Raw genomic sequence first — 16,514 nt, 5'->3', positions numbered from 1 at the left:
ACCTGAAAAGACTACCAAAATTGTATGTCGATAGCCTATTTTCACGACTCTCACAGGAGAAATGTGCCTTTTGAACAAATAAAATGCGCTAAAGCAATCATTTCCCGGAAGAATTGGAAGTAATTCGCAAAAATATTGTCCAGTTGTTTATGAAAAATATGAAATTACAGACTTCCCTCAGAAAATAGGGACTTTTGCAAAGGTCTCATTTCTTGGTATCAGGCTTTACTGTGTTGGGAAGAAGTCAACTAAATAAGCTTTTCCTTAGAATTAGCATACAGAGTAGTGATAGGTAGCTTGTACAACACTCTCCTGCAAATTTATTCTATGTGTCATCCTGATTTAACACAATGAAAACCAATACTGCCAATATCCCACCCGTTAAATCAACAATCAAATGAACCCCGATACTGCTCCAACTCATCAGGTTTATTAACGGAGTATTAGTTACTACGTCAGCATTGAAAATACCGTTTGACATTCCCGCCACAGAGAATGTGCCGGTCATCAGCATAAAACCAATAGCAAAACTATAAAAAGAATTACTACTTGTGCCCTTCGCGCTCACGGCATTCAAAATTACATAAACCAATGCAAAGGCAAACAAAAATTCAGCAATGAATAATTTCGTTACATCGAGTGTATCCCCTACAGTTGCCGAACTCGCCAGAAATTGCGCAGTACCTGCCGCAACGACTGCACCCGCTACTTGAGGAATCATATAATCGGAAAATTAGCAACTAAATTCATATCATACAACAAGTCCCTCGCCATCATCACAGGGCTGCAGCGCGCTCCAAAAATATGCTTATTTGCATAAGTCATTACCATTATTCCCAAAATTATCGCCAGGAGCCTCGCTTGCTTAGAATGAAGAAATTTTTTAATTGACCTCCTACACTCATTTGCAAGTTAAGGAGAATTGGATATATGTTTAAATCTTGAACACCCCCTTTATTTGTCATCACTTTCAACAAACTTCCAATAATATCGCCATAGCTCATTGTTTAACCATCTTGATTAGATAATCCAGATGAAAAATCACTTTAAAGCTACTTAAATTTCCCTGAACTTATAATTATTAGTTAATCTAAAATGAGAAAGCGAGTAAATACGTACAAATACGTAATTTCAATAATGCTGATATATCAATTAATTTTATATATTTCATTATCTTACTAATTCATTTTTGCGCACGTATTCCTCCAACATTGATATGCTGAACAATAATCCATGTTATGAATGAACTTCCATGAAACGTCATAAGAGTCTTTATCCTTTGTCTCATGATCATCATCACGCTCTTGTCCAGGCAAAAAATCTGCGCATTGCCTCTTTCGGTTCCGATATAACATCACTTCATCGGATTGCCACTCATTTTATCGCGTACTGGGATACCGACCTTCAAACTCATTTTCGTCAAGAAGAGGAGATTCTCCTACCCGTTTTCTCTCAGTATTCATTGCGAGACTGCCAAGAAATCATTGAAACCTTAAAACAACATGTCGATATCCAACAAGCCGTAAGTCAGTTGAGAAAAAACATTGAACAAGAAACAGCGCTGGCTGGAGAAAGTCAAAAGCTTTCGGCGCTGCTCAGTATGCATATCCGCTATGAGGAGCAACATCTATTCCCCGCTATTCAGGAAATTGTACCCGAGGAAGCATTATGGGAAATCAATCGTCATTTCACCGAGAAATAAACGCACTAGCAGCAAATATGTACATTCACAGTCATCTGATTACTACCCCTTTGAAATGCAGATTATCGTTGGGCAATAAAATTATCGACTGTAGCATGATACTTATTTTACGTCTTCAATGATTATGTCGTTTAATAAGCGTTCTACAGGCAGCCTGGCAGCAGATAGATGTGCAAAAAATTTTCAAAAAATGATGGGACAATTATTACTATTACCAATTTCACAAAATATTTGAAATTTTTTTGTTTTTTGTGAGGAAATTAGTAATACCTCAATATATTAATTATTAATTTAGGCGCTGATCGAAAAGCTTTGAAGTCAACTTTTAGATAACACACTAATCCACAACTGTGAAGAAGTGAACTATGAGTGACAAGAAGAAATTGACTAAAGTACGGGTGCCCAGTTGTCGATAATCAGAATGTGAAGACAACAGGACCACGTGACCCAATGTTGCTGCAGGATGTCTGGTTTCTGGAAAAACCAGCCCATTTTGATCGCGAAGTTATTCCTGAACGTATATGCACGCTAAAAGCTCGGGGGCCTATGGTACATCTTCATCGTGACGCACGACGGCTAACAAATATGCTGTAAACAAAAGGCAAATCTCCCAGATTCTAAGCTTGATTTCTCAGCAGAAGGTAGAAAAGCAATTGAGCATCCTATTGAAGATACGATAGATTTAACTAGAAACGAATTAAAGGATTATAAAATTTTTGTAAACTCATGCTTGAGCAGTGAGGTATTTTCGTTATATACTGAATTTGTCACAAGTTGTTTTTAGTTACAAATTTTAATAAGGAATCAATATAATGAGATTTTTTCTAATCGCCGCTGCTTTAGCAACCATAACATTGACGGGATGTGGCAAACCAGGTCAAGCATTACCTGAAACTGAGAAAGAAGCCTATAATAAAATTATCTCCGGCCAAAAAATGGAATGCCCTCATGGCTTAGATGCTAATGGCAACTGCCTTAAAGAAGGTGGAGATGCACGTCCATATGGCGGCACCAGCAAACCAGGTCATTAATAATATAATAACCAAAGAGTAGCTAATAAAAAAACCGCCCTGCTGGGCGGTTTTTTTATTAGCCTTCCTACCTTCTTGCACAAAACTAATCTTGTTTACTTTTATTCATTAGATTGGCACTATTGCAACTCACTATTTAAGTTGCTCATACAATAAAGTAAGAATTCGATTAGTTGCCCCTGATTCATCCTGTGTACCATCCTCATAGAGTACCTTAACCTCGCTATTAACTCCGACCCCGCTTACCTGAATACGATATCGCTCTGCTTTTGAATCAGCATTACTTCGCCAAAATGCAAGTTTTGAAAGTATTCCCTCACCCTCGCTCGCTTTTCGACTTTCAAGATCAGGGTCAGCATAACGAACAAAATAAACACCGTTTGCTCTATCTCGATCCTCAACAGTGAAACCTACACGATCGAGCGCCAATCCTACACGACGCCATGCTCGGTCAAATGCTTCATTAATTATTAGCACACCACCCCTCATTTTATCCATATAAGCTTGCTCTCTAACGGTACCGGCACCATTTGCTGCAGAAGCTACTTCTTGTCTGGCGAGCTCTTCTCCTGCACCAAAGCGTATCATCAGCCGGGCAAGCATTTCAGCTTCCAGATCAGGATCAGCAGGACGCGGTTGCCAGACAGTACGATTTGTACTTCTTTCAGCAAATGCTTCATACATACCACGATGGCTAATATAAATTTCTGTTTCACCTGATTCACTTCGCTCTAGCCGGGTACGAAATTTGTCACGCTCAGCAGTTGAGTACAAGCTATCGAGAAAAGTCGAAAGAACACTCCGAATAATATCTTGGGGAATTTTTGCGCGATTCTCTGCCCAATCAGTCTCCATAACCCCCACATCAGGCGCCTCAACCTTAACTAGAAACCCTAAATCCTGCCAGAATTCTTTGACTATTGGCCAGACGTCTTCGGGAGCTTGACGAACCACTAACCAACGTTGGGTACCCGATCGGGCAATATGGACGGCACTCCCACTCTTTGCTCCAGGCAATATAGAAGAGCTACTATAAGTTTGTGGTTGCTCTTCGCGCTCTCTGTTATATGTAGAAAATGTTGCACTTCCTGTAGAAGAGACATCAGGTACTACGTAGCGATCATCTGCAGAGGGCGTAGTCAGATCAGGCGGTACTTCCAAGGGAGGTATTTTACCAGCTGATTTATAATCTATTTTTTTACTTTCTGGCAATAAACTAAATGAATTACAACCAGAAACCATCAACACCCATACTACGCTCAGTATGATTGTTCTTTGGTATTTTACACTCGACATCGTACACCTTTAAATCATTACCTCAGCTTGTTTCATTGCATCTTTGATCAATTGATGAAATTGACTTGAGAGCGGTGTTAAAGGTAATCGAATTCCCGAACCTATCAAACCCATGTGCATGACAGCCCACTTTACCGGGATGGGATTCGCTTCAACGAACAAATCCACATGCAATTTTAACAGCTTATTGTTAATTCTACGTGCGGCAATCAAATCTCCTGCAAACGCTGCATGACACATTTCATGCATTAATTTCGGTGCAACATTTGCGGTCACTGAAATGACACCATGACCTCCTAACAGCAGCAATGCAAGTGCCGTGGCATCATCCCCGCTATACACGCAGAAATCCAGTGGCACACGATGTAATAAATCACAACCGCGCGCAATGTTACCTGTCGCATCTTTTATTCCAATGATATTAGGAACTTGCGCAAGCCGAAGAACGGTATCGTTGGAAATATCAGCAACCGTTCTACCTGGTACGTTATATAAAATCATCGGAATATCAACCGCTTCTGCCACTGCCTTGAAGTGTTGATAAAGTCCTTCCTGGGTTGGTTTGTTATAATAGGGAACTACCGATAAGCAAGCAGCTGCCCCCGCATCTTTGGCAAAAATCGTCAAATCAATGGCTTCTCTCGTGGAATTCGCGCCAGTGCCAGCAATGATTGGTATTCGTCCGGCCGCATGCGATACCGCAGTTCGTATCAGCAAATTGTGCTCATCAAAATCTACGGTAGGAGATTCACCTGTTGTTCCGACAACCACTATAGCAGCGGTCTTTTGCGCAATATGAAAATCGATTAGCGCACGAAACCTCTCCAGATCCAGAGCGCCATCTTCAAACATCGGTGTAACGATCGCAACCAGACTACCTTTTAGCATAAGGTTTTACTTTAAAAAAAACAATATTCTTATTTTACCTGAAACTATCTCTTTTCATGCATTATTGCTTCGCTTTCTTTCCAAGAAAAAAATCATGCAGACTTGGAAAATGTTAAAACATCGTTTACACAATCAACTCTGATCGTATCTTTAGCAGCAAAATTACCTTGCAGAAGTTCTTTGGCGAGCGGATTTTCGATTTGTGATTGGATAGCACGTTTTAATGGACGAGCCCCGAATACAGGATCAAAACCGGCACGTGCAAGTTCTGATAAGGCAGCATCGGTTACTTCCAGTTTAATTTCCATTTTAGCCAATCGTGCTTCCAGGTTCCGCAATTGAATCTGCGTAATCGCTTTAATATGCTTTTCATCCAGTGAGTGAAATACGACAACTTCATCAATGCGATTAATAAACTCGGGGCGGAAATAAGTTTTCACTTCTGCCATCACTGCGAGCTTGATGACTTGATAATCATCTCCACTCATTTGTTGGATCATTTGCGAGCCAAGATTGGAAGTCATGACAATTACTGTATTTCTAAAATCAACTGTACGTCCTTGACCATCTGTCAGGCGCCCATCATCAAGCACCTGCAACAAAATATTAAATACATCGGGATGAGCTTTTTCTACTTCATCAAGCAAGATCACTGAATAAGGTTTCCTGCGTACTAATTCAGTAAGATAGCCACCCTCCTCGTAGCCAACGTAACCGGGTGGAGCGCCTATCAGGCGTGCCACAGAATGCTTTTCCATGAATTCCGACATATCGACCCGGATCAAGTGCTCTTCGGAATCAAATAAAAATTCAGCCAGCGCTTTACATAATTCTGTTTTACCTACGCCGGTAGGTCCCAGAAATAAGAAAGAACCATAAGGCCGGTTGGGATCAGACAATCCTGAACGTGAGCGACGGATAGCGTCCGAAACAAGACGTGCCGCCTCATCTTGTCCCACCACTCGTTCATGTAATTTTTGCTCCATTTGCAGCAGTTTTTCCCGTTCACCTTGCATCATTTTGGCAACCGGTATACCTGTTGCACGGGAAACCACCTCGGCAATTTCCTCAGCGCCGACTTGCGTTCGGAATAATTTCGGACTATTTGCCTCTTTACCTGGGACGGTGGTCTCAGCCTGCTGGATTTGCTCAGCAAGTTGTGCTTCCAGTTGAGGAATACGGCCATACTGCAATTCAGAGACCCTTTGCCAATCTCCTTTGCGCGTCGCAGCTTCTTCTTCCTTTCTGAGCTTTTCTAATTCTTCCTTGATATGCTGCGAACCTTGGGCACGTGATTTTTCTGCCTTGAGAATTTCTTCAAGATCAGCATACTCGCGCTCAAGTTTTTTAATCTCTTCTTCCAGAAGCGCCAGGCGTTTATGTGAAGCCTCATCCTTTTCTTTTTTCATCGCCTCCCGTTCAATCTTTAGTTGAATCAGACGGCGATCAAGCTTGTCCATCACTTCGGGTTTCGAATCCCGCTCCATGCGAATCCGCGCAGCGGCTTCATCAATCAAGTCGATAGCCTTATCCGGTAAGAAACGGTCAGTAATGTAGCGATGAGACAATTCCGCGGCAGCCACAATAGCCGGATCAGTGATGTCTACACCATGGTGCACTTCATAACGCTCTTGCAAACCACGTAAAATGGCAATGGTTGCTTCTACTGTTGGTTCGTCAACCAGTACTTTCTGGAAGCGGCGCTCTAATGCTGCATCCTTCTCAACATATTTACGATATTCATCCAAGGTAGTCGCGCCGACACAGTGCAATTCTCCTCTGGCCAGCGCCGGTTTGAGCATATTGCCGGCATCGATAGCGCCTTCCGCCTTTCCCGCTCCTACCATGGTATGCAACTCATCAATAAACACAATGGTGCGACCCTCATCCTGGGCGATTTCTTTGAGTACCGCTTTCAATCGTTCTTCAAATTCACCTCGATACTTCGCGCCAGCTAATAATGCAGCCATATCGAGCGATAGTACACGTTTATTTTTTAGGGTATCAGGTACTTCTCCGTTTACGATGCGTTGAGCCAGCCCTTCTACGATGGCGGTTTTTCCCACTCCAGGCTCACCAATCAGTACTGGATTATTCTTGGTGCGTCGCTGCAATACCTGAATGGTTCGCCGAATTTCATCATCACGCCCAATTACTGGATCCAGCTTACCCATGCGTGCGCGCTCAGTTAGATCGAGGGTATATTTTTTCAATGCTTCGCGGCTACCTTCTGCCTCTGCACTCGATACACTTTCACCACCACGCACCGATTTGATCGCTTGTTCCAAAGCATTACGGTTGGCTCCATACTGCTTTAATAGTTGCCCGGTTTCACCTCTGTCCTCAAGCGCAGCCAGCAGAAACATTTCTGAAGCAATGAACTGATCTCCAAGCTTTTGCGCTTCCTTATCTGTTAAATTGAGCAGGTTATTAAGATCGCGCGAGATACTGATTTCTCCACCTGCTCCTTCAACTTTGGGCATCCGTTCAATACTTTTCGTCAGCGCATCGCGCAGTGGACTAACATTTACACCTGCACGCTGCAGCAGTGAAGAAGCTCCTCCATCACCTTGTTGCAGGAGTGCAAGCAGCAAATGCTGGGGCTCAATATATGGATGATCCTTGCCCAACGCCATACTTTGTGCTTCACCCAGTGCCTGTTGAAATTTTGTGGTAAGTTTATCGAAACGCATAAAACCTCCTGATGAAATGTCTATTGCCCCTACAATATGGGGAGAGAACGAAATTTCAACTCTTGCAAACTTCTTTATTAAACTCCTTACGCACTTCGGGATACGGGTACAACATATTCAATGCGATGCTTTTTCCTGCAGTTTGCACGATACGTACATGCTCACGCCGGAACTCTCGGGCATGCCTGAGTCCGCACGAATGAGCAAGCATGTCGATTTCCTTGTTGACATTCATGGCATAGTTAGCAACGCGCAGGTATTTTTCCTCAACGACCAGGCCACGTTGTAACCAAGGATTATGCGTTGTGATGCCAGTAGGACAAGTATTCAGGTGGCAACGCATCGCCTGTATACAGCCTAACGCAAGCATAAAGCCGCGTGCGGTATTAACAAAATCTGCACCCGCACATAACGCCCACGCACCATGAGCCGAAGTAACCAGTTTTCCTGCCGCAATCACACGAATCCGTTTCTTCAAGTCGGACTCGATCAGCGTATCCACCACGCGCGGCAAAGCTTCTGCAATGGGCAGTCCTGCATAATCCATGAGCGTTTGAGGCGCGGCACCGCTCCCCCCTTCTCCACCATCGATGGTAAGAAAATCAGGCGCATATTCCAGCCCACGTCGATGAATGGAATCGCAAAGCTCATTGATAAAACGCCAGCCGCCAATGACACTCTTAACACCTACCGGGCGTCCGGTTAAATCGCGGATGAAGGCAACTTTATCGAGCAATTCATCGATGTTGCCAATATCGTGATGGCGATTGGGACTGATAGAATCTTGAAAAGCAGGAATACCACGAATGGCAGCAACTTCAGGGGTTACTTTTGGACCAAGCAACATTCCCCCCTTACCTGGTTTGGCACCCTGCGAAAGTTTAATTTCAAAAGCCTTGACGAACGGCGCAATTTCCTTGGCACGTGCGGGGGAGAAATTACCGTGTTCATCGCGGATACCATATTTGGCAGTACCGATTTGCATGATCACGTCACAATCACCTTCCTCATGATAAGGCGAAAGCCCGCCCTCTCCTGTATTGAGCCAACATCCAGCCTTGGCCGCGCCCAGTGATAAGGCACGCACTGCCGGTGCCGAAATAGCACCATAACTCATGCCACTGATATTGATAATCGACTTAGCTTCAAAAGGATATTGACAATAACCTTCACCAATGAGCAGTGAGGGCGTTGGTAACTGATCTTCCTCCAGAATGGGAAATGTCGCATTGACGAAAATGATCGCACCGGGTTCGCGCAAATCATAGGTGGAACCAAAGCCAATGATACCCCCTTTATTCTTGGAATTCTTGTACACCCAAGCACGGGTGGCACGATCGAAGGGTTGTTCCTCTCGATCACCAGCAAACCAATATTGCCGTAAGTATTTGCCCTGAAGCTCGAAAAAAAAGCGTAATCGACCAATAATCGGATAATTGCGTAATATCGTGTGCTGTTTCTGGATGAGATCGCGAATAAACAACGCGACAATAGCCCCGATGAAGAGTAATCCCATGATAGTGCCAATATTATAAATGATCAGGTTTGTAATGTTGGACATACTGAATTCAATCACCTTCTCAAAATAATTCGATACGCCCTCATGTAGGCAAATTTACCAAAAACATCATGAACTCAAACCGCATCGGCGGTTCCTGCAGATAAAATTTTGGGCGCCCGCGTAATCAGTCTAATACTTTACTCTAACTAAAACTTTCTTGAGATAGTTCTTGTTCGCTGATACGTAACGAACTGACCCTGGCTACTCTACGTCTATTTTCCAAACCACTTTACTTTGTATTGCGCCGTCTTCTCGGCCAGATCTCACTAGCCTCTCCAGCTATGGCTGGTGTGGGTGCACACATGAGGATTCGAACCGGGAATCTTTCGCATGAGATAGGGCAAATGACCGCGACCAGCACGAAGAAAAAGGGGACGCCACACTATATCATTCTTTTCATTCATGAATTCAATAAAAAAGCTAGCGTCTTCATTATCCGCGTTACAGCAATTTATTATAGTTTTCAGATTTCTTCCTTTAGCAGGATCACACAGATAATCGAACTATGATGCCAGTAATTGGTCTTATAAGTTAAATTCACATTTTCATGCCATATTAAGGGTACAATTACCAGATTCGTAGCAAACCTAGAAATAGTCTGAGTATGTGCAAAAATGTATAGCAAGCAAGCCATACTCAATAATTTGTCCCAGGATTAAAGATATTCTCGATCAATCAAGCTTGGTAAAAACTATATACATTGGTATATATGTTGGCCGGTTTAATTAGTTTGCACTTGTTACAAGATCAATTACTAACTATCTAGTAACAGAATAATACCGCACTTATCATGAATTAATAGGATACTTGACAATCATTACTCACCGAATGGTAGATGATAGTCGTAATAAAATAAAAAAACGTCTTTCAGGAAAGTGGAGTATTCGAAGATGATCCACTTCAACTTCCTAGGATATTTTTGCAAATGTTTGTCAGCTAATGGCAAATCACTATCAATTAATTTTGGTGAGTTATTTGATAGGTTTAACTAATCACCGCACAAAAATGAGAGACGTAAATGAATATCTATGTTGGAAACCTATCTTATAATGTCACTGATACCAAGCTTCAAACTCTTTTCGGAGAATTTGGAAAAGTGATGAGTATTAACCTTATTAAGGATAAATATACTGGTCAGTCCAAAGGATTTGGCTTTGTAGAGATGGAAAAACAATCTGCAGCTGAAGAAGCAGTCAAGCAGTTAAATGGACGTGCTGTAGATGGAAGAAATATTACTGTTAATATTGCACGTCCACGCGGAGAGCGTACGCAATCTAAACAACGCAAGTGGTAACTCCCTCCTGCAACCTGTTATTAAAAGAAAAATTCTGCACAGTAGACTGTGCAGTCTTAACAACGTACACCCTCACCTTACTTTTTTATTAAGGATTACCTGATACCAGAGGGCTCGCGTTGAGGCAACCCCAAAATGAAGTCTGTTTGCCCAGTATCAAAAACGTTAAAAGAGTCAAACTCGGTTCATCCTTCTTTTCTTGCCATCGAATTACATTATATTAATTCGATTCATTTACTTTATTTCAAGGAAAGACTCTCTAATGCTTTTTCGTGATTCCATTTGCCGTGAAAGAGGTGGCCTTTTTTCTCAGGCGTGCGGTCACTGGTCCAGGTGAGATATTTGCCATCGGGAGTAAATACCGGCAACCCATCAAAACCTTCTTTATCCGTCACACGCACCGGCTCTTTTTTGCCATCCACATCGACGATGTAAAGCTCAAAATTCCGGTGTCCATGGACGTTGGTTGCAAAAATAACGTATTTTCCGGAAGGATGATAAAAAGGCGCCCAGGACATCATATTGAGACGGGTAATTTGTTTCTGATCCGAGCCATCGATGTTCATGGTAAATATTTCTGCCTCTCTACCATTGGCTGAAAAGCGGCGCCACACGATTCTTTTACCGTCCGGACTAAAAAATGGGCCGCCATCATAGGCACTTGTTTGAGTTAATCTTTTTACATTGGAACCATCCGCATTCATAATGTAAATATCGATTAAAGAAGAAGGATCCTTTTTGAAAAGGGCAGCTTCTTCCTCTGATAATTGTTCGGTGTAAGCTCTGCGATTGGAAGCAAACGCGATCAATTTGCCGTCAGGTGACCAGGAAGCTTCCGCATCATATCCCAGGGTATTGGTAAGATTTTTGATTTTCCCGCCTTCAAAGTCAGTTTCATAGATGTCGTAAAATTCATCATAGTCCCAGGCATAGGATTGTCGCTCGCCGGATTTTCTTCTTTCAATTTCGGCGGTCATCTTGGCCTTGGCATCAGAGTCTTCATGAGTCGAAGAAAAGAGCACTTTTTCCTGTAAAGGATGCACCCACGAACAAGTCGTTTTACCTGTACCGGGAGATACTTGCTGTACTTTTCCACTCACAAGGTTTTTCAGATAAATTTGATAAAAGGGATTTTCCTCGGATACTTCTGCTTGATAAGCCATCCACTGCATATCCGCACGATAATAGGCTTCACCGACTCTGACTTCTTTGTCTGAAAGCTGATACTCCTCGCTAATAAAATCTACCGCACTAGCCTGAGTCACTGTAATGAAAAGTAACGCTGATAGCAGCCCATTAACAAATAATGGAGCGTTAGTAATAGAAGTTATTTGTGTAAAATTTTTCATTTGTTAACTTATAGATCTCGTTGAAATTGTTTAAACATTGCGTTAAAAGGAAAGTATACAAGATGTGAGTTTAATAAACTGTTCCAAATGGATTTGGCGATCTCATCCAGATCCTTCAGAATAAGTTGAATAATGTATAACTATAAAATTTAAAGAAATGAAAAAATCAATCAAATTGAGTGTGACATGGAGTTTATTCCTCGTCTGCATGATCTATAGCCTGACTGTAGTAGCAAGCAGTGAAACTTTTCACCATCAGACGGAAATCATCCTCTCGCCAGATACCTCAGAAATCCAGGTAAAAGATCAGGTATTTATCCCGCAACGTTACCGGAATCAATCAACAGACATTCGTCTTGATTTCAGCCTGCATGCCGATTTAACGGTAACCGATGTGAAAGGTGCGCATCTCACCTTACAGCAAAGTAATGCTGCTTTAAGTGCCAGGCCCGTTCCTTTAAAACTGTATACTTTGACCTTACCGCCACAACAAGAGACATTCACTTTAACTTTCAGCGGAAAAATCAATCACGCCGTGCAAGGCCCCGCTTTGGAATACGCACGCAGTTTCAGTTACACACCTGGGCTCATCTCAAATGAGGGAGTTTTTCTGGCCAATTCTACCGCCTGGTATCCCCAGTTTGAGGATGGAATGGTGTCATTTCTCCTGAATATTCAGGTTCCCGCCGAGTGGGATGTCGTCAGTCAGGGCGCTTTGGTGCGTGAGCAAAAAACAGAAACAACCCACAATGTGATTTGGGAAGAGAAACAGCCACAAGATGATATCTATATCGTTGCAGGGCGCTATCAGCGCTACACACAGTCAGCAGGCACGGTAAATGCATTCGTTTATCTGCGTAGCGCTGATGAAGCATTAGCTCAGAAATATCTGGATACCACCGCGCAGTATATTGCCATGTATAACAAGCTGCTGGGGCCCTATCCCTATTCAAAATTTGCCTTGGTTGAGAATTTCTGGGAAACCGGCTATGGCATGCCCTCTTTTACGCTACTTGGTCCCAAAGTGGTTCGCTTCCCCTTCATCCTGCATTCTTCCTACCCGCATGAAATTCTGCATAATTACTGGGGAAATGGCGTATTCGTGGATTACTCCAAAGGAAATTGGTCGGAGGGATTAACCGCCTACCTTGCTGATCATCTGGTAAGTGAGCAAGGCGGCAAAGGAGAGGAATATCGCCGCGATGTGCTGCAAAAATATGCGGATTTTGTCAGTAAAGAAAAAGATTTCCCTATTGCCCAATTTATTTCACGTCATAGTTCCAGCTCAGAAGCAGTAGGTTATGGAAAAACCATGATGTTTTTTCATATGTTGCGGCAGGAGTTGGGGGATGAAGATTTCATCCGGGTGTTACGAGCTTTTTATAAACAATTCAAATTCAAGCAAGCGACTTTTGAGGATTTAAAGACGATCTTCAACTCACTCACTGGCAAGGATTTCTCCCGTTTCTTTGAGCAATGGGTCTACCACAGTGGCGCTCCCAACCTCTTATTGCAGGATGCACAGGCTGAGCCTACTGCTCAAGGATTTAAGCTCAAGGCGGTAATCAAACAAACCCAGGAGGGCATGCCATATCAGCTGACTGTGCCTATCGCTGTTCACTTGGAAGGTGAAGCGCAAGCTTATCAAGCTAAAATCACCATTGATCAGTTAATCAATGAAATCGAAGTGAACTTTAAAGCACGGCCTGTGCGCATTGATATTGATCCACAATTTGACGTATTCAGGCGCCTGGACAGCCGAGAAATCCCTTCTGCCTTATCTCAAGGTTTTGGTGCGAAAAAACCCTTATTAGTACTGCCAGCCAATGTAGATAAAGAAGTATTGCAAGCTTATCAACTGCTGGCTACGAATTGGCAAAAGACACAGTCCGGTTTGCTGGAAGTTGTACGCGATGATCAACTGGATACTCTCCCTACCAATCGAACAGTCTGGATCATGGGCTGGCAAAATAAATTCAGCCAGGCGTTGGTCACAACTTTGTCAAGTCAGGGGGTAGCTTATCGTTCAGGGGAACTGCATCTGAATCAACAAACTTATCAACAAGCCAAGCACGCCATTGTGCTGACAGCGAGACAGCCCGCCGAACCGGATAAAACCCTGTTATGGGTGGCATCCGATCATCCCAAGGCAATTGCAGAATTGGCCAGGAAACTACCGCACTACCGCAAATACAGCTACCTGGTCTTTGAAGGAGATGAGCTGACCAATATAAATAAAGGTCAATGGCCTGTTACCCAATCACCTTTAACGCAGTTAATCAAGCAGAAGGATAATGCATCGTTTACTTCCACTCATGTCGGCACTTTAACGCCCCGCCGTGCATTGGCAGAATTACCTCCGCTCTTTTCCGACAGCCGCATGCTATCAGATATTACCTATCTAGCCAGCGAAGCCTTTAAAGGACGCGAATTAGGCAGCCCCGAATTAGATGCCGCTGCGGACTATATCGCACAGCATTTCCAACAGGCTGGCCTGTTGCCCGGTGGTGATGACAAAAGCTATTTCCAAATCTGGCAGCAGGATGTAGGTGCACCGAAAGGGAAGATTACTTTGCGCAATGTGATCGGAATTTTGCCTGGATCAAATCCGGCATTGGCCGGCCAAAGCCTGGTGATCGGTGCACATTATGATCATTTGGGCATGGGTTGGCCGGATGTGCGCGCAGCCAACCAGGGGAAAATTCATTACGGTGCAGATGATAATGCCAGCGGGATTGCGGTCATGCTGGAGTTGGCACGGCAGATCGCTCCAAAGTGGCAACCGCAGCACACCATCATTTTTGTTGCTTTTACCGGCGAAGAAGCCAATCTACTGGGCTCCACGCATTACCTTAACAATGCAAAAAACTATCCGGTAGAAAAAATAGTAGCCATGTTGAATCTGGATACAGTGGGGCGACTGGGCAACAATCCGGTGACCTTGTTCGGCACTGGCACTGCGCGTGAGCTGGTACATGTGTTTCGTGGTGCAGGCTTTGTCACCGGTATTCCCATCAACGCTGTGCAGGATGACTTTGGTTCCAGCGATCAAGCTGCTTTCATCAAAGCGGGCGTGCCTGCTGTCCAGTTTTTCGCCAGTGCACACGAGGACTATCATGCTCCCGGCGATACCGTGGATAAAATCGATGCAGCTGGCCTAGTCAAAGTGGCTGCTATTCTCAAGGAAGCAACCGAATATCTGGCCAATCGTCCCGAACCCCTGACCGTCACGCTAAACACACAAAATGCGCAATCTAAAATTAAAACTGCTCAAACAAAAGATAAACGCAAAGTCAGCCTGGGTACAGTGCCGGATTTCTCCTATCAAGGTGATGGCGTACGCGTGGATAACGTTATTCATGACTCCCCGGCATATCAAGCACAGCTACAGTCGGGTGACATCCTGATTCAACTGGCTGGACAACAGATCAGCGATCTAGCATCGTATGCCAATATCTTGAGAACGCTTGAGGCTGGACAGAAAACCGTGTTGCAATACCTGCGGGACGGTAAAGTGAATACGGTTGAGGTTATGTTGGTTGAGCGATAATGGGATCAAGCGGGAATAGATTTAGAACAATCGGACTGACTCCAATGGTTTCTTGAGTGCTTATCTGCAAAATGAAGAAGAAACAATTCATACGAGCCTTCGACAACTCAACTAAGTCAATTGCAATAAAGTCAACGCGAAGAATATTTTTTAACCATTTATATCAGCCAATAGAGGAGAGGGGACACTTCCATGTGGATCAGATGTATGGATCAGGAACAGGTATATTGTTAAAACACGAAAATAAGTTTTATTTGCTAACAGCCCATCACGTAATAAATAAAGCCACCAAATTCAATTTCACGAATCCATCGCCATTTTGGGTTACGAGCAATTCAAAATACAAAACGGAATCTATATATGATTTTCTCATGCCCGCAAGAATAATTCATATTGGAGAACTAATCAGCGATCGGGGAGTAAGCATCGATACTGGCGATATTGTGCTTATTGAGCTTTTTCCTCCTTTCCCTCGCCACAAGCCCAATCACTTCCTTGATCTAGATTCTAGACGGCATAGGCTGCTCAGGAAGAATGAGTTCTTTGAGGGGCAACTACTTTTGGCAGGCGGATTTCCATTCGAAAGTAATTCGTTTGAATTTTATGATGAGCCTGTTGGAATATTCACACATTCAACACATGTGCATAGACGTATCATGGATGGGGTATGCGAGATATCCGATGGAGAGCCTTATATGACTCTTGACGGCATTTCGGAAGAAAACTACATGAATTTATCCGGCGCCAGTGGGGGCATTGCTACAAACATCAAAGATAAATCAAATGAAGTACAAATGGCCGGAATGTTAGTATCCGCTGGTCCAACTTTAATCCGATTTATCCCATCATATCTGATCGAGCACGCAATAATAAACAAAGATCAAGCCCGAACAACGCTGATTGATCCGGCCATAGAAGGGCGACCTACGTTGGAAGAAGTTTCTTCATTAATTGCACACTATGCAAGTGTTATCTAGTATAGCAATGCTCAATTTCCTATCTTTCTGTAACTAATACTTCAATCTTTCGGAGCCTTTCGATGTTCAAACGTCTACGGTCTGTTGACATTTCACACAGGTAGCCACAGATACCCGCATGCCATGGCAACCATACTTTCATAATTTCTCTTTAGTTTGTCGTATCGTGTTGC

Annotated in this window: 11 protein-coding genes and 2 pseudogenes; 6 read left to right on the top strand and 7 right to left on the bottom strand. The window is 43.3% G+C overall.

All coding sequences use genetic code 11. The annotated features are described in order from the left end of the window. Positions 1 to 325 precede the first annotated feature (325 nt). Positions 326 to 721 carry an aquaporin gene (locus BLV54_RS12085; RefSeq protein WP_090571917.1) on the bottom strand — a complete coding sequence of 132 codons (396 nt, stop codon included), beginning with the start codon at positions 719 to 721 and terminating at the stop codon, positions 326 to 328. A 531-nt stretch (positions 722 to 1,252) separates the two neighbouring features. Here BLV54_RS12085 and BLV54_RS12080 point away from each other — a divergent pair. The 3 genes and pseudogenes from BLV54_RS12080 to BLV54_RS12070 all read left to right on the top strand — a co-directional run bounded on the left by BLV54_RS12080 (position 1,253) and on the right by BLV54_RS12070 (position 2,733). Next, on the top strand, positions 1,253 to 1,702 hold the full coding sequence (locus BLV54_RS12080; protein WP_090571916.1) for a hemerythrin domain-containing protein: 450 nt from the start codon (positions 1,253 to 1,255) through the stop codon (positions 1,700 to 1,702). A 365-nt stretch (positions 1,703 to 2,067) separates the two neighbouring features. Next, positions 2,068 to 2,276: pseudogene (locus BLV54_RS15675) on the top strand (catalase); the annotation flags it as partial. 238 nt (positions 2,277 to 2,514) lie between these two features. After that, complete coding sequence (locus BLV54_RS12070; protein WP_090571915.1) at positions 2,515 to 2,733, top strand: hypothetical protein; 219 nt, start codon at positions 2,515 to 2,517, stop codon at positions 2,731 to 2,733. A 132-nt stretch (positions 2,734 to 2,865) separates the two neighbouring features. Here BLV54_RS12070 and bamC read toward each other — a convergent pair whose 3' ends face one another. From bamC to BLV54_RS12050, 4 genes are all read right to left on the bottom strand, one after another. After that, a complete protein-coding gene (gene bamC, locus BLV54_RS12065; RefSeq protein ID WP_090571914.1) occupies positions 2,866 to 4,029 on the bottom strand; it encodes an outer membrane protein assembly factor BamC in 1,164 nt (387 codons plus the stop codon). A gap of 9 nt (positions 4,030 to 4,038) precedes the next feature. After that, a complete protein-coding gene (gene dapA / locus BLV54_RS12060; RefSeq protein WP_090571913.1) occupies positions 4,039 to 4,917 on the bottom strand; it encodes a 4-hydroxy-tetrahydrodipicolinate synthase in 879 nt (292 codons plus the stop codon). A gap of 92 nt (positions 4,918 to 5,009) precedes the next feature. After that, entirely contained in the window at positions 5,010 to 7,610 is a 2,601-nt protein-coding gene (clpB, locus tag BLV54_RS12055) for an ATP-dependent chaperone ClpB (RefSeq protein WP_090571912.1), read from the bottom strand. 55 nt (positions 7,611 to 7,665) lie between these two features. After that, positions 7,666 to 9,171: an FMN-binding glutamate synthase family protein gene (locus tag BLV54_RS12050; RefSeq protein WP_090571911.1), complete on the bottom strand. Its 1,506-nt coding sequence runs from the start codon at positions 9,169 to 9,171 to the stop codon at positions 7,666 to 7,668. 1,018 nt (positions 9,172 to 10,189) lie between these two features. On the opposite strand from BLV54_RS12050, the gene BLV54_RS12045 reads away from it, so the two are divergent. Then, a complete protein-coding gene (locus BLV54_RS12045; RefSeq protein ID WP_090571910.1) occupies positions 10,190 to 10,465 on the top strand; it encodes an RNA recognition motif domain-containing protein in 276 nt (91 codons plus the stop codon). 239 nt (positions 10,466 to 10,704) lie between these two features. On the opposite strand, the gene BLV54_RS12040 is transcribed toward BLV54_RS12045, so the two are convergent. Continuing rightward, complete coding sequence (locus BLV54_RS12040; RefSeq protein ID WP_090571909.1) at positions 10,705 to 11,814, bottom strand: TolB family protein; 1,110 nt, start codon at positions 11,812 to 11,814, stop codon at positions 10,705 to 10,707. A gap of 157 nt (positions 11,815 to 11,971) precedes the next feature. Between BLV54_RS12040 and BLV54_RS12035 the strand changes: the two genes are divergently transcribed. Then, positions 11,972 to 15,364 (top strand): M20/M25/M40 family metallo-hydrolase, encoded by a 3,393-nt coding sequence (locus BLV54_RS12035; protein WP_090571908.1) that lies wholly within the window; start codon positions 11,972 to 11,974, stop codon positions 15,362 to 15,364. Between the two features lie 371 nt (positions 15,365 to 15,735). Continuing rightward, on the top strand, positions 15,736 to 16,341 hold the full coding sequence (locus BLV54_RS12030; RefSeq protein ID WP_143032504.1) for a hypothetical protein: 606 nt from the start codon (positions 15,736 to 15,738) through the stop codon (positions 16,339 to 16,341). A gap of 92 nt (positions 16,342 to 16,433) precedes the next feature. Here the strand turns inward: BLV54_RS12030 and BLV54_RS15670 are convergent. After that, positions 16,434 to 16,514, bottom strand: a pseudogene (locus BLV54_RS15670) (IS5/IS1182 family transposase); the annotation flags it as partial.

This window comes from Nitrosomonas sp. Nm33 (assembly GCF_900107265.1).
Classification (GTDB): Bacteria; Pseudomonadota; Gammaproteobacteria; order Burkholderiales; family Nitrosomonadaceae; genus Nitrosomonas.
This window is presented reverse-complemented; position numbering and strand designations above follow the sequence as displayed.

What these genes read in the sequence shown, in the direction of transcription:
- bamC (WP_090571914.1), bottom strand. Translation starts at nt 4,029, where the DNA reads ATGTCGAGTGTAAAATACCAAAGAACAATCATACTGAGCGTAGTATGG.
- BLV54_RS12085 (WP_090571917.1), bottom strand. Translation starts at nt 721, where the DNA reads ATGATTCCTCAAGTAGCGGGTGCAGTCGTTGCGGCAGGTACTGCGCAA.
- BLV54_RS12045 (WP_090571910.1), top strand. Translation starts at nt 10,190, where the DNA reads ATGAATATCTATGTTGGAAACCTATCTTATAATGTCACTGATACCAAG.
- BLV54_RS12050 (WP_090571911.1), bottom strand. Translation starts at nt 9,171, where the DNA reads ATGTCCAACATTACAAACCTGATCATTTATAATATTGGCACTATCATG.
- clpB (WP_090571912.1), bottom strand. Translation starts at nt 7,610, where the DNA reads ATGCGTTTCGATAAACTTACCACAAAATTTCAACAGGCACTGGGTGAA.
- BLV54_RS12035 (WP_090571908.1), top strand. Translation starts at nt 11,972, where the DNA reads ATGAAAAAATCAATCAAATTGAGTGTGACATGGAGTTTATTCCTCGTC.
- BLV54_RS12080 (WP_090571916.1), top strand. Translation starts at nt 1,253, where the DNA reads ATGAAACGTCATAAGAGTCTTTATCCTTTGTCTCATGATCATCATCAC.
- dapA (WP_090571913.1), bottom strand. Translation starts at nt 4,917, where the DNA reads ATGCTAAAAGGTAGTCTGGTTGCGATCGTTACACCGATGTTTGAAGAT.
- BLV54_RS12040 (WP_090571909.1), bottom strand. Translation starts at nt 11,814, where the DNA reads ATGAAAAATTTTACACAAATAACTTCTATTACTAACGCTCCATTATTT.
- BLV54_RS12030 (WP_143032504.1), top strand. Translation starts at nt 15,736, where the DNA reads ATGCCCGCAAGAATAATTCATATTGGAGAACTAATCAGCGATCGGGGA.
- BLV54_RS12070 (WP_090571915.1), top strand. Translation starts at nt 2,515, where the DNA reads ATGAGATTTTTTCTAATCGCCGCTGCTTTAGCAACCATAACATTGACG.